Source organism: Streptomyces sp. NPDC091412 (genome assembly GCF_044756885.1).
In the GTDB taxonomy this organism is placed as follows: Bacteria; Actinomycetota; Actinomycetes; order Streptomycetales; family Streptomycetaceae; genus Streptomyces.
This window is the reverse complement of the sequence record NZ_JBIVTV010000007.1, coordinates 162,494-188,688: the sequence shown is the minus strand read 5'-3', so window position 1 is coordinate 188,688 and position 26,195 is coordinate 162,494. Positions and strand designations below refer to the sequence as shown.

Sequence of the window (26,195 nt, the reverse complement as noted above, 5' to 3'; positions counted from 1 at the left end):
GCCTGATAGACAGTGTCTATGAGTGAAGAGGGCTCCCTGCGGGAGCGGCTGATCGACGCCGGGGTGGATCTTGTGCTCACCGAGGGCTCCGCGTCCGTGGGCCTGCGGGAAACGGCCCGCCGGGCGGGGGTGTCGCACGGGGCGCCGCGCCGTTACTTCCCCACGCACCACGCGCTGCTGTCCGCCATCGCCCTTCGCGGCTTCGAGGACCTCGGCGCCCGGTTCGAGGCCGCGGTCGCCGGGGTGACCACACCGCGCGCCCAGTTGGAGGCCGTCGCGCGGGTGTACGTCGGGTACGCGCTGGAGCGCCGCGGCATGTTCGAGCTGATGTTCCGGCACGACCTGCTCGACAGCGGGCCGCAGGCACCGGACCAGCCGCGGCTGCGCCGGACGACCCTCCCGCTGTTCGCGCGCATCACCCAACTCGTCGCCCGGTGCCGATCGGAGCGGGATGCCGCGCACGGCGCCGACGAGTCGGACGAGACCGCACCGCCGCCTGCCGTGACCGCCGCCGCCCTGTGGTCGAACCTGCACGGAACAGCCCAGCTGTGGTCCTGGGGCAGCCTGCAACTGGCCCTCGGGGACCCGCCGTTGGACGGAGGTCCCGCTGACGACCAGTGCGACCGGCTCATCGCGGCCGTCCTGGCCGCCCACCTCGGCCCGGTGGCGTCGTGACCGCCCCCTTCCAGCGGCGGCTCGCGCTTCTGGTCAGCGTGGCCGGCGCGGTGATCGTCGCGCTGGACGGGACCATCCTGCTCGTGGCGCAGCCCAGCCTCCAGCGTGATCTCGGCGCGAGCATGGCGCGGATCCAGTGGACGAGCACCGGCTATCTGGTCGCGGTGGCCGCGTTACTCGTGATCGCCGGGCGCCTCGGGGACCGGTACGGACATCCGCGCCTGCTGTTCGTCGGCGTCCTCGGTTTCGGGGCCGCCTCGGCCGGGATCGCGCTCGCGCCGTCCGTCGGCTGGGTGGTGGTCCTGCGCGTGGTGCAGGGCGGGTTCGGCGCGCTCCTGCAACCCGCGACGCTGGCGCTGCTGCGGCTGACGTATCCCTCGGAACGGCTCGGCACGGCGATCGCCGTGCGCACCAGTGCGATCGCGGTCGCCGCGGGGTCCGGTCCCCTCCTCGGCGGTGTACTCGTGGCGCACTGGGGCTGGCGTGCCGTGTTCTGGGTCAACGTGCCCGTCGCGTGCGTCATCGCCGCTCTCGTCCTCGCCGTGCGGACGCCGCCACTCGAACGTGCCGGCTCCTCGCGGCTCAACCTCCCCGGCGCGGGCCTGCTCGCGATCGCGCTCGCGGTCCTGGTGCACGCCCTGGCCGGCGTGCCCGCGCGGGGGTGGACCGCGGCGACGACGCTGCTCGAACTCCTCGCCGTCGCAGGCGTCGTGGCGCTGCTCGTCCGGCACGAGCGGCGCGCCACACACCCGATCGTCCCGCCTGCCGTGGCGCGGTCCGTACCCGTGACGGCCTCGATGGCCATCCTGCTGGTCACCTCCGCCGGCCTGTTCGGCACGCTGTTCAGGGTCACGTTCCATCTCCAGGACGCACTTGGCCTCGATCCGCTCACCTGCGGTCTGCGCGTCCTTCCGCTGACCGTGTTCATGGTCCTCGGCTCACCCGTCGCGGACGTCGCGCTGCGCCGGTACGGTGCGCGGCGCACCGCGATCGCCGGCACGGGCCTCGTCGTGGCCGGCATCGCCGGGCTGTCACGGCTCGATGCGACCGGTCCGTGGATGGTCATGGGCGCGGCCTTCGCCGTCATCGGTGCCGGGTTCGCCACGGTGATGGTCACCGCCACCGGGACCGTCGTCGGCGACGCGCCGCCGGGGTACGCGGGGGTTGTCGGCGGGCTCAAGCAGACCGCCATGAACATCGGACCGACCCTCGGTATCGCCGTCGCGGCCGGCGCGACCGGGTCCGCCGTTTCGACGATGAGTTCCGCCCTGCCGGCCCTGGCCGCGCTCACCGCCCTCGGTCTGCTGCCCGCCTGGCGGCTGCCCCGCCATGACCTAACCAGTAAAAGCGTCTTGACTGGTTAGGTGGAAGGTGTTCGACTGGATACATCACCACTGACGTTCGAGAGATGGGTGAGAGGCATGGTCCACGCAGTCCATCACCGCACGGCCACCGTCAACGGTCTCGAGGTCTTCCACCGGGAAGCCGGTGATCCCCAGGCGCCCGCGGTCGTGCTCCTGCACGGCTTTCCGACCAGCTCGCACATGTTCCGCCACCTGATCCCGGCGCTCGCGGACCGGTACCGCGTGATCGCCCCCGACCACATCGGGTTCGGCCAGTCGGCGATGCCCTCCCCGCAGGACTTCCCGTACACCTTCGACGCCCTCACCGAGATCACCTCAGGGCTGCTCCGGCAACTGGGCGTCGACCGGTTCGCGATGTACGTGCAGGACTACGGCGCCCCCATCGGATGGCGCCTCGCCCTGCAGGCCCCGGACCGCGTCACCGCGATCATCACCCAGAACGGCAACGCCTACGAGGAAGGCTTCGTCAAGCCCTTCTGGGACGGTGTCTTCGCCTACGCCAAGACACCCGGGCCGGCCACCGAAGCCTCCATGCGAGGCGCCCTGACGCCCGATGTCACCCGCTGGCAGTACGTCAACGGGGTCGCCGACCGCACCCTGGTCAGCCCCGACAACTGGGTCCACGACCAGGCCCTGCTGGACCGGCCGGGCAACGACGAGATCCAGCTCCGGCTCTTCCGCGACTACCCCTCCAACGTGGACCTCTACCCCGAGGTCCAGCGGTACTTCCGCGACTCCCGGGTCCCGCTGCTGGCGGTCTGGGGAGCCAACGACGAGATCTTCGGCCCCGACGGCGCCACGGCGTTCGGCCGGGACCTGCCCGATGCCGAGATCCACCTGATCGAGTCCGGGCACTTCGCTCTGGAAAGCCACCTCGACGCCATCACCGGGCACATCCGCGACTTCCTCGCCCGCGTCCTCGCCTGACGCGGACTACCGCTGTTCGCGGGTGGTGGCGAAGCGTCTCCGGTAGTGGGTCGGCGTGGTGCCCAGATGGCGGGCGAAGGCGCGGCGGAGGGTCTCGTCCGTGCCGAGCCCGCTGTGGTGAGCGGCCGAGGTCACGCTGTGGCCTTCGAGCAGCAACTGCTGGGCGCGGTCGAGGCGGACCCGCTCGACCCAGCGTGCGGGCGTGGTGCCCAGTTCGGCGCGGAACAGCCGGGCCAGATGCCGAGGGCTGACGGCGACGGACGCGGCCATGGCGGGCAGGCTGTGGTCGGCGGCCGGATCGGCGAGCACGGACGCGATCAGCGGGCGGAGCAGGTCACCGCGGGGAGGCGGGGTCGTGATGGCCGTGGAGAACTGCGACTGCCCGCCCGGACGTTGCATGAAGACGACCAGTTCACGCGCGACGTTCCTCGCCACGTCGGCGCCGTGGTCGTCCTCCACCAGGGCGAGCGTCAGATCGATGCCCGCGCTGATGCCCGCGGAGGTGACGTACCGCCCGTCGCGGATGTGCATGGCGTCCGGTTCGACGCGCACACGGGGGTAGCGGCGGGCGAACACGGCCGCGTGCCGCCAGTGCGTCGTCGCGCGGCGGCCGTCCAGCAGGCCCAGTTCGGCCAGGACGAAGGCGCCGGTGCACACCGAGGCGACCCGTGGCGCCCGCGCGGTGACGGCGCGGGTCGCGGTCAGCAGTTCGTCCTCGATCGGCTGCTGGGCCAGCCGGTCGCCTCCGGCGACCATGACCGTGTCGACCTGGCCCGCGTCGGCCGCCCGGACCGTACCGGTCAGTGCCAGTCCGGCGGAGGTGGTGACCGTCCCGCCCCGCGGGGAGACCAGCACCAGCTCATAGCCGGGAGCGAGCCGACCCGCCTGATGCAGAACCTCCGACGGACCGCTGACGTCGAGCATGGTCACCCCCTCGAAGACGACGAAGCCAACCCGATGCGTCATGTCCGAATCAGTGGTTCTCCTGGCAGCAAAGACATGGCCCAGCCTACGTCGTCCGGTGAACCCTGGAGGCGGATCACCGATCCGGACAAGGCCGAGCCAGAAAGGCGGACGAACGATGAACGAAGTGATCGCAGGAGTGCGGATCCCTGACACCACCCTGGTACGGGAGGCGACCGAACTGGTCCGCGACGTCGCCCCGCCGCTGCTCTTCCACCACTCCCGGCGGGTCTTCCTGTGGGGATCGCTGCGCGGCCGGGAGCAGCGGCTCGACTTCGACCCCGAACTGCTGTACGTGGGCGCGATGTTCCACGACCTCGGGCTCACGAAGCGTATGCGTCGCACCGACCAGCGCTTCGAGATCGACGGCGCCGACGAGGCCCGCCGCTTTCTGCACGCCCACGGCATCACCGGCGAGCCGGCCGACCGCGTCTGGACGAGCATCGCCCTGCACACCACCCCGGAGATCCCGCTGCACATGGCACCCGAGATCGCCCTGGTGACCCGCGGGGTGGAACTGGACGTCCTGGGCATCGGCTATCACATGGTCTCCGACGAGGAGCGCGCTGCGGTCGTCTCCGCGCACCCGCGCCCGGATTTCAAGAACCGGATCCTCGCCGCGTTCACCGAAGGCATCGAGGAACGCCCCGATACGACCTTCGGGAACGTCAAGGCCGACGTCCTGGCATACTTCGTACCCGGCTTCCGGCGCACCGACTTCGTCGAGGTCATCAAGAACTCCGACTGGCCCGAATGACCAGCTCCACCCCCGCTGGATTCCCTCTCCGACGCTCCCGATTGAGACGCAGCTGACACCGTCCGCAATTCCCTGCGCGGGACACAACTCGATAGGCTGCCGTTAAAGGTTGCCTAAAGAAACCGCCAAGTCGGACAGGGAGAAACAACTGTGGGCGCTGCGCGCATGAGTGGTACGCCGTTGCCGGGAATCGGGGTCCGCTACGACCTCAGCACGCGAGAACAGCGCCGTCTGTCCGTGGTCGCGCACCGGGACGGATCGCGGACCCTGAGCGCGTACCGCGAGGACGATCCCGACGCCTGCGCTCTGTCCGTGCGGCTGACCGCCGGGGAGGCGGCGGCCGTCATCGACGCCCTCATGCCGTCGCATCACAGCCCCAACCTGCTGTCGACGACCGAGTTGGGGCTGGTGGCGGAGCGCGTCGAACTGTCGGCGACCTCGCACTGGAACGGGCGGCTGCTGGGTGAGACCCGGATGCGCACCGAGACCGGCGTCTCGATCGTGGCGGTGCTGCGGCGGGCCGAGGCGATCCCGTCCCCCGGGCCGGACCTCCGGCTCGCGGGCGGGGACACGCTGATCGTGATCGGCACGCGCGAGGGCGCCGATGCCGCCGCTGCGATTCTCGGACGGGAGTGATCGCGTGCATTCGTCTGCGGTCTTCCTGATCGAGTTCGGCGCGATCATCCTGGGCCTGGGGTTGCTGGGCCGGTTCGCCGGGCGCTTCCAGTTCTCGCCCATCCCCCTGTATCTGCTGGCCGGGCTCGCCTTCGGCCAGGGCGGACTGCTCCCGCTGGACACCAGCGAGGAGTTCGTCGCCATCGGCGCCGAGATCGGCGTCATTCTGCTGCTGCTCATGCTGGGGCTGGAGTACACCGCCAGTGACCTGGTCTCCAACCTCAAGACCCAGTACCCGGCCGGGCTCGTCGACGCCACGCTCAACGCCCTGCCCGGCGCCGCCATGGCGCTGCTGCTGGGCTGGGGGCCGGTGGCGGCGGTCGTCCTCGCGGGGGTCACCTGGATCTCCTCGTCCGGTGTGATCGCCAAGGTCCTGGGCGATCTGGGACGGCTGGGCAACCGGGAGACCCCGGTGATCCTCAGCATCCTGGTCCTCGAGGACCTGTCGATGGCGGTGTACCTGCCGATCATCACCGCCCTGCTGGCCGGCGCGGGCCTGGCGGCGGGCAGCGTCACGCTGGCCATCGCCCTCGGGGTCGCCGCCCTGGTGCTGCTGGTGGCGGTGCGGTTCGGCCGGCACATCTCGCGCTTCGTCTCCAACGACGACCCCGAGAAGCTGCTGCTGGTCGTGCTGGGCCTGACCCTGCTGGTCGCGGGGCTCGCACAGCAGTTGCAGGTCTCGGCCGCCGTGGGCGCGTTCCTGGTCGGCATCGCCCTGTCCGGCGAGGTGGCGGAGGGCGCGCACAATCTCCTGGCCCCGCTGCGTGACCTGTTCGCCGCGGTGTTCTTCGTGTTCTTCGGACTGCACACCGACCCCCAGAGCATTCCGCCGGTGCTCCTGCCGGCGCTGGCCCTGGCCGTCGTCACCGCGCTGACCAAGATCGCCACCGGGTACTGGGCCGCCAAGCGGGCCGGTATCTCCGTCAAGGGACGCTGGCGCGCGGGCGGCACGCTGGTCGCCCGGGGCGAGTTCTCCATCGTCATCGCCGGGCTCGCCGTCACCGCCGGGATCGAACCCGACCTGGGCCCGCTGGCCACGGCCTACGTGCTGATCCTCGTCATTCTCGGCCCGCTCTCCGCCCGCTACACCGAACCGGTGGCCCGGCGCCTGACGGGCCTGTTCGGCAAGACCGCACCGGCCGGCGGCGCACCGGCCGAGGACTGGGCACCGGAACCCGCGCCGCAGGAGACGGTGACCGATCAGGACACGGTCGGCCGGTCCTGATCGGGGCGGTCTGCGGATCGGGGCACGGGTTGGCTGGTCGTGCTCGGGATGGTCTGCGGATCGGGACGCGGGTCGGCCGGTGGTGATCGGGACGGCCGGTCTGTCATGACTGACACAGCCGGCGGATCATGAGTGAGGACGGCCGGGTGGCACTGACGGAGCACCACACGGTCCCGCTCCTCGCCGTCCCGGCCGTCCACCGTGGTGCGGCCGTCCGGTGGGCCGTCGCGGTCAGGTCCGGGGTGGGGGAGTCCGCTGTCTGCGCGCGGTGCGCTGGGGGTCGCACAGCTCCGCTGCCATACCGGCCAGGACCAGGCCGGTGACGATCAGCAGCCCGTGGGCCAGAGCGATACCGGTGCCCAGCGCCACCAGGGCGAGGGCGCACAGCGGCCAGGCCCGGGTGCGCCGGTATTCGCGCGGCGGGCAGGGTCGTCCGGCCCGGAAGGCGCGGGCGAACCGGGGATCGTCCCGGTACACGCGAGCCGCGATCTCGCTGAGCAGCTTGTCATCGGTTCCGGGCATGACGCGCTCCTCTCGGCACGCGGCGGCGGGCAGGCGCCACAGCCGGCGGTCCGGGCCGTGCGGGCGGAAACCCGCGCGCGAGCAGGTCGCCGTGGCACTGCCGCCATCCGTGCCGGGCTCCTCTCGTGACTCGACGGACTCGCGGCTTCTCTCCCCCTGTCAGGGGCGCCGCGGCCCGCACCCGTGCCCGGGCAGGCGGCAACGTCATGCCACCCGCCGGTACGACCGTCGAAAGGGGGTTTGACTCCACCTTCACCCGTCGCCGGGGGCCGCCGCCATCGGGTCCAACACCCATTTATGTGGGGCTCGGACCCCCAGAGACGGCACCGTATGGGTGCCGGACCCGATGGACCCGGCCCGTAGGCCGCCCGTATCAGGCCCGGAAGCCGCCCGCATCAGGCCCTGCGTCACGCCCTGACCCACCGCCGGACCAGCGAAATGAACGCCGCCTCCCGCGCCTTGACCTCGGCGAGGTCCTTGAAGGTGACCATTGCCCGGTCGCCGGAACGCCACCGCATCAGGCCGCTGTCGTCGTCGAACGTGAACGAGGCGGCGTCGTCCCTCACCTTCGCGCCCCGGTGGAAGACGAGTTCGACGTCCCTGGACCTCAACTGGAAAGTCACCCGGTCGACACGGCCGTAGCAGAAGCTCGGAGCCTGCCACTTCACCTGCTCGGTGATCAGCGCATCGGCCCGCAAAATCGCGGCGCGCAGGTACTCGACCGCTTCTCTCTGCGGATGATCGACCGTCAAGCCGCGGCCAGGGGCTCGGAGACGTGCGCATCGCGGAGCAGGCGGCAGACCTCACCGACGACCCTGCCGTGCAGCGGCAGCGAGACGTGGCCGACGGCCCGCACGGGAACGTTGCGTATCCGCAGGTCGGGGTGGACCAGCCGGGCGTTGGCGGCGGGAACGATCAGCTCGTCGAGGTCGCTGTGGAAGGCCACGAAGCGGGTCGCACAGCCGGGAGCGGGCCCGGCGAGCTCCGTGAGCACGTCGCTGCCCGGCCGGAGCTGCCGGATCGCCCGAAGCGGCAGAGGCACCGCCGCGGCCAGCGTGCCGTGGTGCGGGGCGCCCAGGGTGACCAGAGTGTGCACGCGGGCGTCGCCGCCCATGCGCTGCGCGTAGTAGCGGGCGACCACCCCGCCGAGACTGTGGCCGATCACGTGGACACGCTCGTGCCCGCTGTCCTCGCAGATCCGCTCCACCTGCTCCGCCAGCAACCGCGCCGCGCCGCGGACGTCGTTGCTCAGCCAGCTGTAGTTCAGCACGGCGACCCGGCGAAAACCCGCCTGCCGCAGGCCGCGTCCCATGACATGGAAGATCGCCCGGTTGCTGAACAGACCGTGGACCAGCAGGACCGGGCTGTCGGTGGAGACGGCCGGAAGGGCCACGGCGCCGTCCGACGGCGCCGCCCGCCGGGATCCGGGCCCGCGGCGTTCCCCGCCCTCGCCAAGACCGGACGGGTAGAGGGCCAGTGCCGCGACGATCGCGGCCACCTCCACGGCGGCGCCGAACACGGCTCCGGGCAGCGAGCGGACCGGGAGCAGGCTCCCGCGGGAAGCCGGTGGCCCGGCCGGGCCAGAAGGTGTCACCCCCGCGCTGGGACAGCCGGAAGGTTCCCGTCCGGAAAGAATCATGGCTCGACTCCTCACGCCGCCAGGGGTGCGCGCTGCCGGGAACCACGCGGTGGAGCACGCCCCGCCGCACGGAGGAGGCTCCGGTCCGAGCCCGCGCCCGAGGGCTGCCGCCGAACGGAAACCGGCTGGTGACGCCCGTCCGCTCCAACGGATTGCGGGGACGTTAAACCGAAGTTTCCGCTGTCGGCAATGGTTAGGTGGCCCACCTCACACGCGGTTCACGAGCGGCGACCGGACGATTCCGGTGAGACATCAATTCGGCGGGATCGTGTCATGTGAGGGCGCTGCGCCGTACCGACATCAGGGCCGTCAAGGGCGTCCAGCCGATGGCCGGTACGCCGAGCGGCTTCGGCACCGCCGATCTGCAATCCGTGCGTATCGCTGTGCGTCGGGCGAACGAGTCCGTCGATCGCACTGCGACCGGCACTGCGCGTGGGTGAGGATTGCGGCCATGGGATTGTCGACGGCGTTCACGGAACTGTTCGGTGTGGAGCATCCGATTGCCCTGGCGCCGATGGGCGGGTCGGCCGGTGGTGCCCTGGCGGCGGCGGTCTCGCGCGACGGCGGGCTCGGACTGCTGGGCAGCGGGAACGGGGACCGGGAGTGGCTGGCACGCGAACTGCCCGTCCTGGCCGGCGAGTGCGCCGGGAAACCCTGGGGCATCGGCTTCCAGACATGGGCGATCGACGACGGCGCGATCGCGTGGGCACTGGAACAGAGGCCGGCGGCGGTGATGCTGTCGTTCGGCGACCCCGGTCCGTTCGCGGAGCGTGTCCGAAACGCGGGTACGGCGCTGATCCTTCAGGTCACCGACCTGGAGGAGGCCCGCAGGGCGGTGGATCTCGGCGCGGACGTGATCGTGGCGCAGGGCACCGAGGCCGGCGGGCACGGCGCCCGGCGCGGGCGGTCCACGCTGCCGTTCGTGCCCGTCGTGGCGGACCTGGCGGCGCCGCGGCCGGTGCTTGCGGCCGGCGGGATCGCCGACGGGCGAGGCGTGGCGGCCGCCCTGGCGCTGGGGGCCGCCGGAGCACTGCTCGGCACCCGCTTCCAGGCCACGACCGAGGCCCTGGTCGCCCCGGCGACCGCCCGGGCGATCGTCGAGGGCCGCGGGGAGGACACCGAGCGCAACAGGGTGCTGGACATCGCCCGTGGTTCGCGCTGGCCGGCGAAGTACACCGCGCGCACCCTCGGCCACCCTTTCCTCGACGCGTGGCGGGGCCGGGAGAACGAACTCGCGGCTGCCCCGCATGCGCGGCAGGCGTACGAGGACGCCGTCGCGCGACGCGAGATCCCGGCCCTGCCGCAGTGGGCCGGCGAGGGGGTCGACCTCATCGACGACCTGCCGTCCGCGGCCGGTCTGGTCGGCGCTCTGGCCGCCCAGGCGGAGGAAGCGCTGGCCCGGGCCGCCGGGCGCTGACCGCGCGATCACCGGGGAGCGGCGATCACGGCCGTTCGGCAGGTCGTGCGCCGGCGGTTCACGGCCGAAGGGCCGAAGACCGCACGTGCGGTCTTCGGCCCTTCGGCGCAGCGGTCATACCGGCTGTGACGGCGGTGTCAGAGAGTGGCGGTCGACCTCCGCGTCACAGCACGACTTCCGAGGCGCGTCAGCGACGGCCGGGGAAGTGGTGACGGTCGCCGTACCAGCCGTGGTGCCGGTCCCAGTGCCGGTTGTTGTACCAGCCGTGGTGGTGCCAGACCCGGTACGGGTAACGGTTGCCGAAGTAACCAAGGCGACCGTCGAAGTCGTGGCTGTACCTGCCCTCCGCGGGGCGGCTGTGCGGGAAGCTCCTTCCGTTGTCGTTGTCGCGGTCGTGGTTTCCTGCGGCCATGGACGGCAGGGCGGCCGCACCGACGAGGGCGCCCGAAGCCACACACGTGGCGAGTAGACGGAGCGCCGTACGAGAAACAGACATGAATCCCCTCACGGTCGTGCACCCTCACCCTGGTCAGGTGAGGCGTGCGATCCGATTCCCGGCTCTGTGCCGAGGCGCCACACTGTGGCCCGCTACGACGACAGCAGATGACCAAAAGGATTCGTGTTACGAAACGCGGATATATCCGTAACTCTCCCTTGTACGGACCATCGATCCGGGGGAGAGCGCGGGCCGCCGGCCCGGTCCCTGCCCCGAACCACCCCGCGATCAGGGGGGAAACAGCTGACGATGCGTAACGCTCCTGGCGGTCCCGCCGCCTCGACTCACGCGAATGGCCGAATGGCTTTCGTAACAGCGGGGGTGCGTCCTATCGGGGGACACGTTTCGGACGGCGGCGATCCGGTCGGTCGGTGGCGCAGTGCCGGTCGGCAAGGTGCGGTCCCGGCTCACGAACGCCCGGCGCCGGAAGCCGGCCCGCGGTGCGTTTCTCCCGTGCCGGCCGCCGACTCGGCGCGGAGGACATGCCGGTGCCGCGGCCGGGACCGGGAGAAGCGCTGGTCCGCGTCGAGGCGCCGAGGCGGGCACCCGGGTGCCGGGCCGGCGACAGCCATCGTCACGATCAGCCTGTACTGGTTCCTGGACCGCGTCTGGGGCGCCGCGGGTCCGAAGGGCTCCGCCTGAAGTCTTGGAGAACCCTTCGGATCGGCCCGGTGAGCATCGTGGCAACTTCGGTTCACCGCCTGCGCTTGTGTGGCGAGGGGTGGCCGGGAGGCCCGTAACGTGAGGCGTCCGTGATCTTCCAGCGGTGGTTCTTCCCAAGGAGGGTTGGGTGCCGATGCGTGACGCGCGGGGCACATTGTCCATGCCTGTACCGGGGTTCGCGGCCGGGACCGGCCGACCGCCACGGCCCACCCGGCAGCGCGGGCCCGCCCCCTCGGTACGGGGCGGCCCCCGCCTGTACGCCATCGACGCCATCCGCCTGCTCGCCGCCCTGATGGTCGCCGTGCACCACTACGTGGGCACGCGCCGCGTCGACCAGCCGGGCAACGCGATATGGGACCGCCCGGTCTCCGACATCATGCCGACGGTGTTCCACTTCGCGACGTACGGCTGGATCGGCGTCGAGATCTTCTTCGTGATCAGCGGCTTCGTGATCTGCATGTCGTGCTGGGGCCGCACCCCTCGCCAGTTCTTCGTCTCGCGTGTGATCCGGCTCTACCCGGCGTACTGGTTCGCGATCGTGTTCACGACGGCCGTGCTGACGGTCCTGCCGGGCGTCTGGGAGCGTCTGCGGCCGCGTGACGTCCTGCTCAACTTCACGATGCTCCAGTCCGGTTCGGGCGTGCAGAACGTGGACGGCGTGTACTGGACCCTGTGGGCGGAACTCCGCTTCTACCTGCTCTTCCTGCTGGTGGTGGTCACCGGACTGACGTACCGCAAGGTCGTCGTGTTCTGCTGTGTGTGGGGCGCCGCCGCGATGCTCGCGCCGGTGGCCTCGTTCCCCCTCCTCGATCTGCTCGCCGGCCCCGACGCCGCCTGGTACTTTATCGCCGGCCTCGCGCTCTACCTCATGCACCGCTTCGGCCAGGACCTGCTCCTGTGGGGCATCCTCGCCATGTCGTGGCTCATGGGCCAGCGGGAGCTGGGGCAGCGCATCGACGAGGTCGAGCACGTCTCCAGCTGGCGGGGCGCCGTGCTCCTCTACACCGTGTTCCTGCTCGTCATGATCGCCATCGCCCTCGGTCTGACCGACCGCATCCGTTGGAAGTGGCTGGTCACGGCCGGGAGCCTGACCTACCCGCTCTACCTGATGCACTACGTGGCCGGTACGACGCTGATCAACAGACTGCGGGACACGATGGACGCCCGGCTGCTGGTCGCCTCGCTGCTCGCCTGCTTCCTGGTGCTGAGCTACCTGGTCCACCGCTGCGTGGAGCGGCCCCTGGCAGGAGCGCTGAGGAGGGGCCTGGACACGTCGTTCGCCCGGATGCGGAATGCGGGACGCGCCGACCGGGAGTGACACCAGCGGCGCAGGACGGAAACCTTCGTCGGCATGGGGTTCGCCACCGCACCGAGGGACGGTGAGTGTCCGGTTCCAGACATGCCGGTTTCGGACAGTAAACGACCGTTCAACAATTGGTAGTTGGGCTTACAGACTGGGCGACGCCCGCGGATGCCTCACCAGGCACCTCAAAAAAGGAGTCCCCGTGAAGAAGGCCCTCTCCGTGGCGGCGAGCATGGCAATCGCCGCGACCTGTGCTTTTGGCATGGCGCTTCCCGCGCACGCCGCCGATACGACCGGGACCACGACCGTCGCGAGCCGGTCGCTGCAGTCGGCCGTCGACACCTCGGCGATGACCCCGCAGACCAAGGCCCTCGCTGACCGGATTCTGGCCGAGCTGCCCGCCGACTGGGAGTCCCGCGTCAACGCGGCCCGTGCCAAGTACGGCCTGAACGAGTCGCAGTGGAGCGAGATCCGCGACGGTGCGATCAACCCCGGCGACTACCAGTGCCAGCGCACCGAACTGACGACGTACGCCAACACCCTCCTCGACGGCGTCGAGGACCCGTTCACCCTCCTGATTCTCCAGCTCTTCGGCGGCTTCGACTTTCCGACCTACGACGCGCTGATCTTCGGCTCGGAGTCGAAGGCGAACACCTTCGGCGTCAACGGCGAGTACACCCAGAAACTCACCGCCGAGATGAAGAACCTCAAGCGCTTCTGGGACATCGACTCGGCCGGCATCGAGCTGATTCCCATGCACGGGGCCGACGTCTTCTCCAGCCCCGACCGGCTCGCGCGCACGCTCGCCGTGCTGTACGGCGGGACGCCCGAGGACAACCTCGACCTGGCCGAACTGTTCATCGAGCTGGTCGACTCGGAACCCGTACTCCAGGGCGGCGCGAACCCGATCTTCACGTTCAACGCCTTCGCCTACAGCGAGGTGGACGATCCGGATCCCCTCGGTGTCTCCGACCGGATCATCATGGGTGACGGCATCATTCAGGGCATGACCGAGGTGGGTCTGGGCGATGTCGCGCCTCGGGCCATCCTGGGCCACGAGTTCGGCCACCACGTGCAGTACCAGAGCAACCTCTTCGAGAGCGACCTGGCGGGCCCGGAGGCCACCCGCCGTACCGAGCTCATGGCCGACGCGTTCGGCACGTACTACCTGACCCACGCCCGCGGCGAGGCGTTGAACGCCGCCCGGCTCCTCAAGTCCGAGAAGTCGTTCTACCAGGTCGGCGACTGCAGCTTCACCAGCTCGGGCCACCACGGTACGCCGAACCAGCGGCTCGCCTCCTCCAGTTGGGCGGCGGGCGTGGCCAACGACGCACCGAACCAGGGGCACATCCTGCCCTCGCTCAAGCTGGACGAGCTGTTCGAGGCCAAGCTCCCCGACCTGGTCAAGCCGGACGCCGGCTGACGACCGCGGTCCCAAGAAGCGGCGTTGACCGCCTGAGCGGCTGAAGACCCGCGCGGGGCGGGCCGGATCAGACACCGGCCCGCCCCGCGCGCCAAGCGCACGGGCCCGACCGGGGGCGTGGTTCACAGCCAGCCCCGGCGACTGGCCTGGACACCGAGCTGGAACCGGGTCTTGGCGCCGAGCATCTCCTGGAGGCGGGCGATGCGCCGGGCGACGGTCCGCTCACTGACCCCCAGCTCACGGGCGATCGACTCGTCGGTCAGCCCGGCACTGAGGTAACTCAGGAGCTGTCGGCTCTCGTTCATCGGACTGGCCTCGCTTCCGACGACCTCACCGGCCGGCGGGAGCGGAACGGCGATCCGCCAGTACGACTCGAAGACGCCGATCAACCCGTCCAGCAGACCCGACGGCTGGACGACGACGCTGTGGTGTCCGGTGCGGTCCGGCGCGGTGACGGACACCACGACGAAGCGGTCGTCGCAGACCAGGAGGTTCAGTGCGACGTCGGGGAAGACCCGTGCCTGCTCCCCGCGCTCGACACATGTGTGCGCCACCTCCAGCGCCTTGGGGTCCTGGAGGATGTTGGCGCTGTACACCACCCGGTAGGCGATCCCGCGGTCCAGCGCGTCCAACGTTCCGGGCCCGACCTCCGGCACCCGATCGCCTCCGCCCACCGGCCCTATCGACAGGGCGCGCACCTCCGCCAACGCCTCGCTGTGGACCCGCTGTTGAACCGCTTCGGGTCTGCCGGAGGTGTCGACGACCTCGACATAGCTCGAACCCGCGGTGTGGTCGAGCCAGAACCGCGACAGCACCGTCGCGCTCTCGTAGGCGATCCGGGCCTCGCGGGCGCGCAGCTCGGCGACGGCCTCCAGCATCGCGCGAGGCGGCTGGGCGGTCAGCCTGTCGCGCGTGCGCGAGACCAGACCGATGTCGCCGAGTTCGGCCACCGCGTACTGGACGCTTTCGAGAGGCGACCCGACCAGCGGCGGCCGCTCGGTGAGCTCGATCAAGTTCTGCGGACCCTGTTCCACGAGCACGAGATAGACGGCCTCCGCCGTCGCGGAGAGCCCCAGAGCCTGCAACGGACGCAGTTCGCGCATGTGTCCCCCAACCCCGGCGGCGCTGAACGCACCGCCCACTGACTCCATTCGTACGGTGACTGTCCGATTACAGAAGATCGCCAGACTAGCAGCACGTGATCATGCGGATACCGGTCGTCCTGTCCGTCATTCCGGCCCGGCCGGCTCACCCCTGGAACGTCGCGGAAACACCGCCGACTGGCGACGACCCGCTCGACGCGCTGCTCGGCCGACTGGCCGCGGCGTACGAGGACGCGTGGCTGCTGAAGTTCCGCCTCGGCCGGGACGCGTTGCTGGTCGGCGCCGGACGGCGGGCCCCGACCGACGCGGAGAAGCCCGAATCGGGCGACCTGGCCGCGGGACTCCCGCTCGTCCCCGGGTGACGGCATGGGATGACCGGCGAGGGGGATCGTCTGTATGGTCGGGGCCATGGCCGCCGATGACGACGCTCTTCTCGCGGAACAGATGGCCTATTACAGGGCCGGTGCGACCCAGTACGACAGGCCCTATGCGGAACGCGAGGAACTGCGGGAGTTGCTGTCCGCCGCCGATGGGCTCCCGATTGCCGGAGACGTGCTGGAACTGGCTTGCGGAACGGGCCAGTGGACCTCGGTGCTCGCAGCACGGGCGCGGTCGGTGACGGCTGTCGACGCGGCGGCCGAGGTATTGGCCATCGCCCGGACACGAGCCGCGTCCGGCAACATCCGGTTCGTTCGGGCCGATCTCTTCGCATGGCAGCCGCCGCGACGCTACGACACGGTGTTCTTCGCCTTCTGGTTGTCCCATGTCCCGCCGACGCGGTTGCCCGACTTCTGGAACTTCGTCGCGGCCGCGCTCGCGCCGGGCGGCAGAGCGATCTTCATCGACGACGGCCCGGCTGGGGCTGCGGAGGAGGAGGTCCTCGCGGATCACCCGGTCCCCGCGGCGATGCGCCGGCTCGACGACGGGAGCAGGTACCGCGTCGTGAAGGTGTTCCACGACGCCCGAACCCTCAAGGACGACCTCATCGGGCTGGGATGGTCGGTTCGCATCCGGACCGTCGCCGCGCATTTCATCGGGATCGCGGAACCGCCGGCCGCCAAGCCGTCGTGACCAAATGGTCCCACGCGGGTTTTTCGTGACGTGCTCGACCAACTGGCCCTGCGGGAAGGGACCTTCAGCCCAACTGTCGTGGCCTTTCGGCATCCGGCGGTGCGCGGCGTCCGCGGCAAGAGTGAGGAGCGCAAGGACAAGGACCGGACACTCGCGAAGGGATCACTGCCATGGCCGTGGACGAGCACCCGCACCGGAGCCCGGGCATCCATCTGCCGGCCTTCCGCCGCAACCGGACCGCCTCCGCGTCCGCCGCGTCGGCACAGCTCGACACGCACACCGCCGCTCAGGCGTACGCCCCCGCATCCCTGCGCATCCTGACCGGTTTCGTCTTCCTGTGGGCGTTCCTCGACAAGGTCTTCGGCCTCGGTTACGCGACCGCGTCCGGCAAGGGCTGGATCGACGGCGGATCGCCGACGAAGGGCTTCCTCAGCTCTGTCGCCGTCGGGCCGATGGAGTCGACGTTCCACTCGTGGGCCGGCCAGGCATGGGCGGACTGGCTGTTCATGCTGGGCCTGCTCGCCATCGGCGTGGCCGTCATGACCGGTGTGGCGCTGCGGCCGGCCGCCGTGGCGGGCACGGCGATGATGGCGCTGATGTGGATCGCCGAGTGGCCACCGGCCAGGCATCTGTCGAACGGAGCCCCGAGCATGTCGACGAACCCGTTCGCCGACTACCACCTGATCTACGCCGTCGCCCTGGTCGCCGTGGCGGCAGCGGGCGCGGGCGCCACTTGGGGCCTGGGCCGGCTGTGGGCGCGGCTGCCGATCGTCCGCGATCACACCTGGCTGCGCTGACCCCCCCGGCGTGATCGCATCACAACGCGGCCATCCCACAGCGCGACCATCCCACAGCGCGACGGTCCGCAACGCGCGGGCCGTCGCGCCAAGCCCCGCACGGAGCTTCGGCTCCGCCGAAGGACCGCGGCCCCCTGCCTCGCAGGACTCCCTGAACGACACTGGAAGGTGGAGATCATGCCCCGCACCATCACCGTAGGTCTCGACGGCTCGCCCGAGAGCCGCGCCGCCGCCGAGTGGGCGGCCCGTGAGGCGCAACTGCGTGGACTGCCGGTGAAGCTCCTCCAGGTCTGGGAGCCGGTGCCGGAGCCCATGGCCCTGGCGCAACTGCTGGGCGCCGACACCCACCAGCACTGGACCGAGAGGGTGCTGCGCGAGGCCGCCGAAGAACTCCGGTCGCGCCATCCCGGCGTCGAGGTGACCACGGCACACGTCACAGGAAAGCCCGCCGAGGCCCTCGCCCGCGCGGCGCGGGACGCCGAACTGCTCGTCCTCGGCTCGCGCGGCCTGGGCGGGATCCGCGGCTTCCTGGTCGGCTCGGTCGGGCTCGCGGCGGTGGCGTCCACCGAGCGGCCCGTCGTCCTGGTCCGCGCCGGCGAGCAGACCACCGGCGAGCGGACCACCGCCGAGCCCGACACGGACGACGCCGGCAAGCCGTCCACCGCGGCCGCCGTCCGCCCCATCGTCCTCGGGCTCGACGCCGCCGGCTCCGACGAGGCGCTGCTCGCGTTCGCCTTCGACGCCGCCGCGCGCCGGAACGTGCCGCTGCGCGTCGTGCACGGCTGGAATCCGCCGCCCTACTACGCCTGCGGCATGGGCCTGGAACCCGCGGTCGGGCGGGAGATGGGGCAGGCTGACGCCGCCGCCGTGACCGAGGCGCTGCGCCCCTGGCGGCAGAAGTTCCCCGGTGTGGAGGTCGTCGAACAGCCCCACTTCGGCAGCCCGTCGCTCCTCCTGATCGAGGCCTCCCACGAGGCATCCCTGGTCGTCGTCGGCCGGCGTATCCGCCGGGCCGCCTTCGGCGCCCGCCTCGGCCCCGTGACCCACGCGGTCCTGCACCACGCCGCCGCCCCCGTCGCCGTGGTCGCCCACGACTGACGCTCACCTCGCCGGCGTGGTCACACGCTTCCGGGTGCCTGCGGCATGCGAAGCACGCCCCGGGCGGCAATGGCCGCCCGGAGGCGCGCGGCCGTTTCGGCCGCTTCCTCCGGGGACACGGGCAGGATCCCGTTGTCGGTCATCAGGGTGTGGAACTGCTGCTGCTCGTAGGGGACACCGGCCGGCAGGGCGGCGATGTGTCAGTGGAGGTGGGCGTTGCCCCGCTGACTGCCGAGGGAGTACACGTACGTCCGCTCGGGCCGGAAGACGCTCTCGACGGCCAGGGCGACCTCGCGGACGACCCGCATGAGCCGAAGGTAGGCCGCTTCGTCCAGGTCGCGGACGACGTGCTCGATGTGCGCCTTCGGTGCGACGAGCACCTTCCCCGGCGTGTTGGACGTATCGGTAGTCTGCGTCGTCATGACGCGCGCGTGGATTCTGCCGATGTTGTCCGTGCTCTGCGGCTCAGTCGTTGCGACTGAGCTGACACTCCAGGGGCGTCCTGGCGCAGCCGCAGCACTCCTGTTGGTGTTTGTGCTGCTCGCAGGCATGAACTCGCCTCTGATCTTTCCACGGTCGATCGGGGCTCTGGAGGCACAGCGGCGCAGCGCGGTCGACGGTCGGCCGATCGTCTTCTGGCGGTCGGGTTGCACGTACTGTCTGCGCCTGCGCCTCCGGTTGGGCCGCAGCGCCCACCAGTTGTACTGGGTCGACATCTGGCGCGACCCGGCCGGAGCGGCGGCGGTGAGAGCGGCCAACGACGGCAATGAGACCGTGCCGACTGTCGTCGTGGCGGGCCGGCCGCACACCAACCCCGACCCTGAATGGGTGCGCCAACAGCTCTCCGCTTCCGCGTGATCGGGCGCGACCATCTCACGGCACGACGGCGACCGGGCACCGGCTCTCGCGGAGCAGGGCCTGTACGGCGTCCGGGCCCCTACCGGCGCCGCGACCCACGACGACCAGTGCGGCGCGCTCAGCGTGATGGCTGCCATGGCCGCCGCGTGTGGGCCAGGAGTTGTACCTCGTGGTCCTCCCCGGTGGCGCGGTCCTCCTCGGGAGTGGCGAAGGGCAACTCGGGGGCACGGGAGGGCAGTTCCCAGGCGTGCATGGCGTGCAGCCGCACATCCCGTACCGGGGCGGTGTCGAAGGCGAAGCCGACGGCCTGCTCCACCGGGTGACGGGCGTTCAGCCCAAGGGTGATGTGCGAGGGGTGGCGCACTGGAACCGCGAAGGGGGTGCGATCGTCCGGTACCAGCACCACCGGGCAGGCGGAGCCAGCCACGAGGGCGAGTTGTGCCGTGCCGGCGGTGTCGTCCTCCGCCGCGGACAGGCCCAGCACGAACATCGCCGCGGCGCTCGGGCCGTCGGGCGGTGAGCCGTACACCACCTCGAGCGGCGCTCAGTCGACGGCCGCACGATCGCGGCCCGTCCTGTTGGCGCAGGCGATGATGACACGGTTCATGGTGATCCGCCTCTCGGGGGCAGGAGCAACCCGGCCTCGCGCCTCCCCTCGTGCCGCCCCCTTCAGGTCCGGCTCAGGGGCCGAATGGGCCTGCGGGAGTCCTTGCGGCCCATATCCACCGAGTGATCGTGGGAAGACACTGACAGTAACGAGCAGACCGAGCGCAGGAGGTGCGCACCATGCTGTCGCCCGTCATCGTCGGAGTGGACGGATCTGCCGAGAGTCTCGCCGCCGTCGAGTGGGCCGCCCGTGAGGCGGTGCGTCGCGACCGGCCGCTGCGAATGGTGCATGCCAGGAACTGGACCCGTAGGCAGACGGCGAGCGAACCCGCGAACGCCGCGCAGCGGCAACAGGCGCGTCGCACCTTGCGGCAGGCCGAGGAGCACGTCCGTGGCGCCGTACCCGACGTGCGCCTCAGCGACGAGCAGGTCGAAGGCCCGGCGACCGCGGCCTTGCTGAAGGCCACCGAGCAGGCCGAACTGCTGGTGCTGGGCTCACGAGGCCTCAGCGGCTTCACGGGAGTCCTCGTCGGCTCGGTCGCCCAGGGGGTGGTCGCCACGGCCCCGCGCCCCGTGGTGCTCGTACGGGCGGGGGAGGAGGCCGAGGACGAGCACTTCCCGGCCGACGACGGCAGCCCGTCCACCGGCACCGGCTTCCGCGACGTGGTGCTTGGCATCGACCTCGCCGATGCCTGCGACGAGGTGATCGAGTTCGCGTTCGAGGCGGCCCGCCTCCGGCACGCCCGGCTGCGTGTCGTGTATGCCTGGCAGCCGCCTTCCGCGATCAGCCTCGGCCCGGGGGACATCGGTCTGATCAACGATCCCGCGCAGGCCGAGGAATGGCGGGACTTCCTGTCCGCGCTGCTGAGGGTGTGGCGTGACAAGTACCGCGACACCGAGGTCCTGGAGACCGTTGTGGAGGGCAAGGCTTCCACGGTGCTGGTGCGGGCCGCCTCCGCGGCCAGCCTCCTCGTCGTCGGCCGCCGTCTGTCCGAGCGGCCGACGGTTCCGCGCATCGGCCCCGTCACCCACGCCGCCGTCCATCACGTCCGCTGCCCGCTGGCCGTCGTACCCCACGAGTGAGAACTGCCGCCGCCGGCGGTCGACGATCACCTTCGTCGTCCTGCCGGCCACTCCGGAGGCGCTGGCGGCAGGCGATGCCGACGCGCCGCCGGATCACCCACCTCTCACCGGGCCTTGGACGGCTCCGGCCGCGACTCCGAGCAGCACACCTTCTCGTGCGCCGAGGGCCACCGGCTGATCCGGGGTGCGGCCGGGAAGCCGGGGCGGGCTCCCGGACGTGTGCCGCCCGGCGGCGGCGCGGGAGGCGCGGCCCGCCGGGGTGAAGATCGCCGCAGGTGTCGCAATCCTCGGCGGACTCGGCGCCCTCGCCGCGTCGATCGCCGTCGCCGTCATCAAGTGACTCTGACGGGCCGGCGAGCCGGCGGGCCCGGCTCCGCGGGCGACGCTTCCGGCCAGCCGGGTGGCAAGACGCTTCCGGCCAGCCGGATGGTCCGCCCCGGGCCCTGCCCCGCATCCTCGACACCCGCGACCGGTGCCGTCACGACGTCGACGCGCTCCGTGACCACGGGTGGCCCCCAGCAGCCTTGCCGCCCCCTCGTCGTCTACAGTGCGGTAGACCGTCTACGAGGTTGTAGTCGGCCGTGGCAGCTGCCCGGCCGACCACGAGGAAAAGGGCACCGGAGAACGGAGGAGCATGCGCCGCAAGATCCTGGTCGTCGAAGACGATCACGCCCTGCGCGACGTCCTGCGCCGCAGCCTGTCCGACGAGGACTTCGACCCCGTCTGCGCCGCCGACGGCGCCACCGCCCTGCGCCTGGTCTCGGAGGACGTCTGCGCCGCCGTCCTCGACATCGGGCTGCCTGACGCGGACGGCCGGGACGTGTGCCAGGCGATGCGCGCCAACGGGTTCCGCGCCCCGATCGTCTTCCTCACCGCCCGCCACCAGCTCACCGACCGGCTGGCCGGGTTCTCCGCCGGAGGCGACGACTACCTGCCCAAACCGTTCCACCTCGCCGAGCTCGTCGCCCGGCTGCGTGCGGCCCTCAAACGCGCCGGGCCGCCGCCCCCCGCCACGGCCGGAGAGCTGGTCCTGGACGCGGTCGAGCACAGCGTGACCGTGCGCGGCGCCGACGTCGCCATGTCCCCGACCGAGTTCCGCCTGCTGGCCGCCCTGGTCGCCGCGGGCGGAAGCATCGTCCGCCGTCGTGACCTGGTCCGGGCGGCCTGGCCGGCGGGCGCACAGGTCAGCGACAACACCCTGGACCAGTACCTGACCCGGTTGCGGCGCAAGCTGCGGACGGCCGGCAGCGGCCTGACCATCGGCACGGCCCGCGGGATCGGACACCGGCTGTCATGAAACACCGGCTGTCATGAAACGGCTGCTGCGCCGTCTGGCTCCGCGCACGCTGCGCGGCCGGCTCTCGCTCGTGGCCCTGACCACCGCCGCGCTCCTGATGACCGTCCTGACCGTGGCCTTCAACGCCGCGACGAGCCGGCACCTCCAGCACCAGGCGGACGACGAGCTGCGGACCCGGGCCGCCGCCGTCGCCACGACCGTCGACACCAGTGGCCCCCGGGTGCGCGTCGTGGAAACCGCCAACGATCAGCTGCTCGACACGAACGTGTGGATCTACGCCGGGACACGGCTGCTCGAACAGCCGCCCGCCACCACGGCCCACAGCGCCCTGACCAGAGCCGCCGTACAGCTCGCGGCCGTGGGAAGGCGCGCCTGCGCGACCGTCCCCGCCGAGAACGTCCGGCTGTGCTCCCAGCCCGTACCCGGCCGCCACGCCGCCGCCATTGTGGTCACTGCGCTGAACCTCGCCCCCTACCGAAGTTCGGCCGACACCCTGCTCCTGGCGTCACTGACCCTGGACGCCGTCATGCTCGCGTGCACCTACGCGCTGACGCGCCTGGCCGTCGGCAGAGCGCTGCGTCCGGTGCGTACGATGACCGACCAGGCCACCCAGTGGAGCGCCGTGGCCTCCGACGACCGCTTCGGCGTAGCGGAGCGGCCCGCCGAGCTCGCCCGGCTCGGTGCCTCGCTGGACGCGCTGCTGGACCGCATACGGGCGGTGCTGCGCCACGAGCGACAGCTCACCGCGGAGCTGTCCCACGAACTGCGCACCCCGCTCAGCCGCATCATCATCGAGCTCGACTGGTGGCGGTCCCGGCCGCGCTCGGCCGCCGAGACCCGGGCCACCCATGAGGTGATGGACGAGGCCGCGCAGTCCATGCTCACCATCTGCGACACCCTGCTGAACGAGGCCCGCGAAAACGCCGTGAATCCCTCGGAGCTCCCCGGCACCGTGGACGTCGTGTCCGTTCTGCGCGGCTTGATCCAGCGGCTCGGAACACCGCAGGGGGTGAGGGCCACCGTCGAGTCGGCCGATCCGGACCCGAAGGCGGGGATCGCCCCCGCCCTGCTGGAGCGGATCGTCAGTCCGCTGCTGGCCAATGCCGCTCGGTACGCGCACTCCAGCGTGACCGTCGTCGTGCGCCGCGGACCCGCGGCCGTACGCATCGACGTCATCGACGACGGCCCCGGCGTACCCGCGGCCTTCGTCGCCGAGCTCTTCCAGCCCGGACGGCGCGCCGACCATGCCGACGGGCACGACGGCGCGGGACTGGGACTGCCACTGGCCCGGCGCCTTGCCCGTGCCGTCGGCGGCGAGGTGTCCCACGACCCCGAACACGTGCCCGGGGCGCGGTTCACGGTCAGCGTGCCGACCGGCTGACCGTCTCCGCCCCGGTCGCCGAGGCGGTGGTCCTGCGCTCGCGCACCTGGGCCCAGGCCATCAGGCCGAACAGGATCGCCAGCAGCACCGCCGACGAACCCGCCGTACCCAGGTCCAGACCGCCCTTGGCGACCGGCTTGGTGAGGAAGTCCCCCGCGGTGGCGCCCAGCGGGCGGGTGAGGACGAACGCGATCCAGAACAGAAGCACGTTCGGCACCGCGGGCACCTTCATCAGCGCCACCAGGACGGCCAGGGCGCCGGTGACGAGCAGCGCGCCACCGGCGTAGCCGAGTCCGGAGCTGTCCGAGAGGAAGTCGCCCATCGAGGTGCCGAGCGTGTTGGAGACGAGGATCGCCGACCAGAACAACGCCTCACCCCGAAAGGTGACGATGTCGCGGATCTGGAACGTCATCCCGGACAGCTTCCAGACGGCGAAGATGACCAGCAGGAGAGAGATGAGGATCGCCGCGCCCGCCGGGTATCCGAGTCCGAGGCCCTGCGGCCCCCAGCCGAGCGACGTGGCACCGCCCGAAAGGTACTTCGCGCTGGCGTCGCGGTTCATGAAGTCGGACATCGTGGTGCCGGCCATGCTGGTCGACAGGATCACGGTCCAGTAGAAGAACGGGTTGTAGCGGCGTGATCGCAGCTGGACGACCAGGGTCACCACGAAGACCAGGAACAGGGCGATCGTGGTGAGGAAGTAGCCCAGCTTCAGGGTCTGCGCGAAGAGGTCCCCGGCCGTCTCCCCCAGGGTGGTCGCCGCGATCTTCATGATCCAGAACGCGAGGGTGACCTCGGGCAGCTTCTTCATCACCGACTTCGCCGTACCGGCAGCCGGGCGGTGCGTGCCCGCGACGTCGAGGTCGGTGAGGACTTCGGGTCGCTCCATCGTCCGATGCTCCTGTCCGTCCAACAGCGGGGCGCCCGTGCCGGAGGGACGAGCGCCTTGTCAGGGTGAGCCGGCCGCGAGGAAACGGCCGGCTCACCCACGATGACAGGAACATCCTGAAAACAACCTGAACGCCCCGCTCTGCCGCTTTCAGGTGGTCATCTGTCGCGCCTTCCGCTCCGGATCGATCACGTCCCTGCGCGTCGCCGACAGGTAGACCACCAGACCGAGGATCACCATCAGGAAGAGCGCGCTGGTCACGACGGTGCCCAGCCCGAGACCGCCGTCCGCGCTCGGCTGCGAGAGATAGTCGCCGATCGAGGCACCCAGCGGACGGGTCAGGATGTAGGCGATCCAGAAACTCCACACGGCGTTCAGGCCGAGCGCGAAATGAGCCACGGCAACCGCGGCGATCGCGAGGGCGAACAGCGCGGCGGAGAGCCAGTAGCCGAGATTCATCCGCTCCGAGACGAGGTCGCCGGCGGAGGTGCCGAGGGCGAAGGTGAAAAGCACGGCCAGCCAGTAGAAGGACTCGCGGCTCATGGTGTCGACGTGGTGGATGGACAGGGTCCGCTCACGTCGGTACCAGACGGCGAACACGACCGCGAGGGCGACGGCGAACACCGTGGTGCTCGTCTCCAGCGGCACTCCCATGTTGTCGGTGAGGTTGTCGCTGATCAACGTGCCGACGACGCTGATCAGGGCCACGGCGAGCCAGTACACGCCCGCGCGGTAGGTGCGGGTGCGGAACTGCGCCACCAGCACCACGGCCAGCAGGGCGCTCATCAGAACCGACACTCCGGTCAGCCCGAGGCCGGCCTTCTCGTTCAGCAGGTCCGCCGCGGTCTCACCGACCGTCGTGCACAGCACCTTGATGATCCAGAAGTAGACGGTGACTTCGGGCACCTTGTTCCAGCGCATCCGGTGGCCGAGGCCGACCGCCGGTGCCGCAGTGGTTTCGGAGGCTTCGTAGGTCATGTGGCCAGACCGTGCCACCGATTCCCTGAACGCTTCCTTTACGCGTCGCGCCGGGGCTTTCGGGCGTGGCCTGTTTCACCGCCGACCACGCGCGAACTCGTCACCGAGCGCCCGCGTCCCCCGGCCCGTTACCGGGCGCCCGCGTCCCCCGGCCCATTATCGAGCGCCCGCGTCCCCCGACCCGTTATCGAGCGCCCTCGTCCCCCGACCCCAACGATCCTGCCACGTGGCCGAATTGGCGCAGGCACCGGACCGCGAGGTCGGCGGGGGAGCCGGGTCCCTCGACTCCGGCCTCCGTGCCCGCCCATGTCTCCAGGGCGATCCGGATCGCGTCGGTGGCGGCGGCCGCGGTGAGCCGTACCTCCAGGTCCTCGGCCTGCCCGCCCGAGAGCCGCGCGATCACCGGGACGAGCCGCTCCTCGGATTCCTGGTTGACCCGGTACCAGACGGCCCGCAGCGCGGGGTCCTCCGCCGCGGCCCGCAGGAGCCCGCGCGTGCGCAGCAGCGCCTGGGCGGCCTCCTCGTCCGGCGGGAGCAGCGCCTGCTCGACGGCGGACCTCAGCGCCCGGGGGAGTGGCGTCCCCGGCTCCGTGGCCTCGAGGAGCGCCCGCCAGCGGTCGCCGCCGTTCGCGAGCAGCGGGCTCACGGCGTCTTCCTTCGAGCGGAAATACCGGTAGAAGGTCCGCAGCGCGATCCCCGCGCGCCGAGCGATCTCCTCGGCCGTCGTGCCCTGGGGGCCTCGCGTGGCGAACAGCTCCATCGCCGCGTGCGCGATCTCGAGCTGCGTGGCGGCCTTGCGGCGCTCGGTCAAGGAGGGGGAGGCATGAGTGCTCACCGCACAAGGATACGGTCCGCGGCATGCTTTTGGCATGCATTGCCGTAGTGGCAAAACGTGCCACCTGGGCGTAACGTGTAGGACGATCGAGGACGCCGAAGGCGAGAGAGAGCCGGCGTCACAGGGCCCTGGCCGGACACCCGCGGGGCC

At 71.1% G+C, this 26,195-nt stretch carries 29 protein-coding genes; 18 read left to right on the top strand and 11 right to left on the bottom strand.

Annotated features, from left to right (window positions below):
• The first annotated feature begins 18 nt into the window (after positions 1–18).
• From ACIQMV_RS20010 to ACIQMV_RS20000, 3 genes are read left to right on the top strand one after another with little or no spacing between them, the layout of a single operon-like run.
• Entirely contained in the window at positions 19–675 is a 657-nt protein-coding gene (locus tag ACIQMV_RS20010; protein ID WP_402594305.1) for a TetR/AcrR family transcriptional regulator, read from the top strand.
• Entirely contained in the window at positions 672–2,039 is a 1,368-nt protein-coding gene (locus ACIQMV_RS20005; protein ID WP_402594303.1) for an MFS transporter, read from the top strand. The genes ACIQMV_RS20010 and ACIQMV_RS20005 overlap by 4 nt, the downstream gene beginning before the upstream one ends.
• Before the next feature lie 57 nt (positions 2,040–2,096).
• Positions 2,097–2,966 (top strand): alpha/beta fold hydrolase, encoded by an 870-nt coding sequence (locus ACIQMV_RS20000; RefSeq protein WP_402594301.1) that lies wholly within the window; start codon positions 2,097–2,099, stop codon positions 2,964–2,966.
• Between the two features lie 6 nt (positions 2,967–2,972).
• On the opposite strand, the gene ACIQMV_RS19995 is transcribed toward ACIQMV_RS20000, so the two are convergent.
• Entirely contained in the window at positions 2,973–3,932 is a 960-nt protein-coding gene (locus tag ACIQMV_RS19995) for a GlxA family transcriptional regulator (protein WP_402594299.1), read from the bottom strand.
• Positions 3,933–4,047: 115 nt separating this feature from the next.
• Between ACIQMV_RS19995 and ACIQMV_RS19990 the strand changes: the two genes are divergently transcribed.
• The 3 genes from ACIQMV_RS19990 (at position 4,048) to ACIQMV_RS19980 (ending at position 6,586) form a co-directional block, all read left to right on the top strand.
• Positions 4,048–4,686, top strand: a complete 639-nt coding sequence (locus ACIQMV_RS19990) for an HD domain-containing protein (protein ID WP_402594297.1) — start codon at positions 4,048–4,050, stop codon at positions 4,684–4,686.
• Positions 4,687–4,851: 165 nt separating this feature from the next.
• Positions 4,852–5,322, top strand: coding sequence for a cation:proton antiporter regulatory subunit (locus tag ACIQMV_RS19985; protein WP_402594295.1), 471 nt, complete (start codon positions 4,852–4,854; stop codon positions 5,320–5,322).
• A 4-nt stretch (positions 5,323–5,326) separates the two neighbouring features.
• Positions 5,327–6,586, top strand: coding sequence for a cation:proton antiporter (locus tag ACIQMV_RS19980; protein WP_402594294.1), 1,260 nt, complete (start codon positions 5,327–5,329; stop codon positions 6,584–6,586).
• A 231-nt stretch (positions 6,587–6,817) separates the two neighbouring features.
• Here the strand turns inward: ACIQMV_RS19980 and ACIQMV_RS19975 are convergent, their stop codons facing one another.
• From ACIQMV_RS19975 to ACIQMV_RS19965, 3 genes are all read right to left on the bottom strand, one after another.
• A complete protein-coding gene (locus ACIQMV_RS19975; protein ID WP_402594292.1) occupies positions 6,818–7,108 on the bottom strand; it encodes a DUF3040 domain-containing protein in 291 nt (96 codons plus the stop codon).
• Positions 7,109–7,515: 407 nt separating this feature from the next.
• Positions 7,516–7,860 (bottom strand): DUF1801 domain-containing protein, encoded by a 345-nt coding sequence (locus ACIQMV_RS19970; RefSeq protein ID WP_402594290.1) that lies wholly within the window; start codon positions 7,858–7,860, stop codon positions 7,516–7,518.
• Positions 7,857–8,627 (bottom strand): esterase/lipase family protein, encoded by a 771-nt coding sequence (locus ACIQMV_RS19965; protein WP_402594288.1) that lies wholly within the window; start codon positions 8,625–8,627, stop codon positions 7,857–7,859. Before ACIQMV_RS19965 ends, ACIQMV_RS19970 begins: the two co-directional genes overlap by 4 nt.
• Before the next feature lie 571 nt (positions 8,628–9,198).
• Between ACIQMV_RS19965 and ACIQMV_RS19960 the strand changes: the two genes are divergently transcribed.
• Positions 9,199–10,164 carry a nitronate monooxygenase gene (locus ACIQMV_RS19960; protein ID WP_402594287.1) on the top strand — a complete coding sequence of 322 codons (966 nt, stop codon included), beginning with the start codon at positions 9,199–9,201 and terminating at the stop codon, positions 10,162–10,164.
• A gap of 187 nt (positions 10,165–10,351) precedes the next feature.
• On the opposite strand, the gene ACIQMV_RS19955 is transcribed toward ACIQMV_RS19960, so the two are convergent.
• Complete coding sequence (locus ACIQMV_RS19955; RefSeq protein WP_402594285.1) at positions 10,352–10,618, bottom strand: hypothetical protein; 267 nt, start codon at positions 10,616–10,618, stop codon at positions 10,352–10,354.
• A gap of 865 nt (positions 10,619–11,483) precedes the next feature.
• On the opposite strand from ACIQMV_RS19955, the gene ACIQMV_RS19950 reads away from it, so the two are divergent.
• Both ACIQMV_RS19950 and ACIQMV_RS19945 read left to right on the top strand, forming a co-directional pair.
• Positions 11,484–12,641 (top strand): acyltransferase family protein, encoded by a 1,158-nt coding sequence (locus ACIQMV_RS19950; protein ID WP_402594283.1) that lies wholly within the window; start codon positions 11,484–11,486, stop codon positions 12,639–12,641.
• 187 nt (positions 12,642–12,828) lie between these two features.
• Positions 12,829–14,049 (top strand): hypothetical protein, encoded by a 1,221-nt coding sequence (locus ACIQMV_RS19945; protein ID WP_401772253.1) that lies wholly within the window; start codon positions 12,829–12,831, stop codon positions 14,047–14,049.
• Positions 14,050–14,171: 122 nt separating this feature from the next.
• On the opposite strand, the gene ACIQMV_RS19940 is transcribed toward ACIQMV_RS19945, so the two are convergent.
• On the bottom strand, positions 14,172–15,152 hold the full coding sequence (locus tag ACIQMV_RS19940; protein WP_402594281.1) for a LuxR C-terminal-related transcriptional regulator: 981 nt from the start codon (positions 15,150–15,152) through the stop codon (positions 14,172–14,174).
• A gap of 95 nt (positions 15,153–15,247) precedes the next feature.
• Here ACIQMV_RS19940 and ACIQMV_RS19935 point away from each other — a divergent pair, with 95 nt between their 5' ends.
• The 4 genes from ACIQMV_RS19935 (at position 15,248) to ACIQMV_RS19920 (ending at position 18,118) form a co-directional block, all read left to right on the top strand.
• Positions 15,248–15,514, top strand: a complete 267-nt coding sequence (locus tag ACIQMV_RS19935) for a hypothetical protein (protein ID WP_402594279.1) — start codon at positions 15,248–15,250, stop codon at positions 15,512–15,514.
• Between the two features lie 46 nt (positions 15,515–15,560).
• Positions 15,561–16,223 (top strand): class I SAM-dependent methyltransferase, encoded by a 663-nt coding sequence (locus ACIQMV_RS19930; protein ID WP_402594277.1) that lies wholly within the window; start codon positions 15,561–15,563, stop codon positions 16,221–16,223.
• 170 nt (positions 16,224–16,393) lie between these two features.
• The gene (locus ACIQMV_RS19925) at positions 16,394–17,020 is read left to right on the top strand and encodes a hypothetical protein (RefSeq protein ID WP_402594275.1); all 627 of its coding nucleotides are present in this window, start codon (positions 16,394–16,396) and stop codon (positions 17,018–17,020) included.
• A gap of 177 nt (positions 17,021–17,197) precedes the next feature.
• On the top strand, positions 17,198–18,118 hold the full coding sequence (locus ACIQMV_RS19920; protein ID WP_402594274.1) for a universal stress protein: 921 nt from the start codon (positions 17,198–17,200) through the stop codon (positions 18,116–18,118).
• Positions 18,119–18,318: 200 nt separating this feature from the next.
• Here the strand turns inward: ACIQMV_RS19920 and ACIQMV_RS19915 are convergent, their stop codons facing one another.
• Entirely contained in the window at positions 18,319–18,540 is a 222-nt protein-coding gene (locus ACIQMV_RS19915; protein ID WP_402594272.1) for an HIT family protein, read from the bottom strand.
• On the opposite strand from ACIQMV_RS19915, the gene ACIQMV_RS19910 reads away from it, so the two are divergent.
• Positions 18,539–18,976, top strand: a complete 438-nt coding sequence (locus tag ACIQMV_RS19910) for a glutaredoxin domain-containing protein (RefSeq protein ID WP_402594271.1) — start codon at positions 18,539–18,541, stop codon at positions 18,974–18,976. The two genes, ACIQMV_RS19915 and ACIQMV_RS19910, sit on opposite strands and share 2 nt — an antisense overlap.
• 118 nt (positions 18,977–19,094) lie before the next feature.
• On the opposite strand, the gene ACIQMV_RS19905 is transcribed toward ACIQMV_RS19910, so the two are convergent.
• A complete protein-coding gene (locus ACIQMV_RS19905) occupies positions 19,095–19,505 on the bottom strand; it encodes a hypothetical protein (protein WP_402594269.1) in 411 nt (136 codons plus the stop codon).
• Between the two features lie 257 nt (positions 19,506–19,762).
• Between ACIQMV_RS19905 and ACIQMV_RS19900 the strand changes: the two genes are divergently transcribed.
• From ACIQMV_RS19900 to ACIQMV_RS19885, 4 genes are all read left to right on the top strand, one after another.
• Positions 19,763–20,665 carry a universal stress protein gene (locus tag ACIQMV_RS19900; RefSeq protein ID WP_402594268.1) on the top strand — a complete coding sequence of 301 codons (903 nt, stop codon included), beginning with the start codon at positions 19,763–19,765 and terminating at the stop codon, positions 20,663–20,665.
• Between the two features lie 217 nt (positions 20,666–20,882).
• Entirely contained in the window at positions 20,883–21,005 is a 123-nt protein-coding gene (locus ACIQMV_RS19895) for a hypothetical protein (protein ID WP_301184433.1), read from the top strand.
• Positions 21,006–21,299: 294 nt separating this feature from the next.
• Positions 21,300–21,962 carry a response regulator transcription factor gene (locus ACIQMV_RS19890; protein WP_141367480.1) on the top strand — a complete coding sequence of 221 codons (663 nt, stop codon included), beginning with the start codon at positions 21,300–21,302 and terminating at the stop codon, positions 21,960–21,962.
• 13 nt (positions 21,963–21,975) lie between these two features.
• The gene (locus tag ACIQMV_RS19885) at positions 21,976–23,343 is read left to right on the top strand and encodes a sensor histidine kinase (RefSeq protein ID WP_402594266.1); all 1,368 of its coding nucleotides are present in this window, start codon (positions 21,976–21,978) and stop codon (positions 23,341–23,343) included.
• Here the strand turns inward: ACIQMV_RS19885 and ACIQMV_RS19880 are convergent.
• The 3 genes from ACIQMV_RS19880 to ACIQMV_RS19870 all read right to left on the bottom strand — a co-directional run bounded on the left by ACIQMV_RS19880 (position 23,324) and on the right by ACIQMV_RS19870 (position 26,081).
• A complete protein-coding gene (locus ACIQMV_RS19880) occupies positions 23,324–24,232 on the bottom strand; it encodes a hypothetical protein (protein WP_402594265.1) in 909 nt (302 codons plus the stop codon). The two genes, ACIQMV_RS19885 and ACIQMV_RS19880, sit on opposite strands and share 20 nt — an antisense overlap.
• A 150-nt stretch (positions 24,233–24,382) precedes the next feature.
• On the bottom strand, positions 24,383–25,210 hold the full coding sequence (locus ACIQMV_RS19875; protein WP_402594263.1) for a hypothetical protein: 828 nt from the start codon (positions 25,208–25,210) through the stop codon (positions 24,383–24,385).
• 184 nt (positions 25,211–25,394) lie between these two features.
• Positions 25,395–26,081: a TetR family transcriptional regulator gene (locus tag ACIQMV_RS19870; RefSeq protein WP_402594261.1), complete on the bottom strand. Its 687-nt coding sequence runs from the start codon at positions 26,079–26,081 to the stop codon at positions 25,395–25,397.
• Between the last annotated feature and the right edge of the window lie 114 nt (positions 26,082–26,195).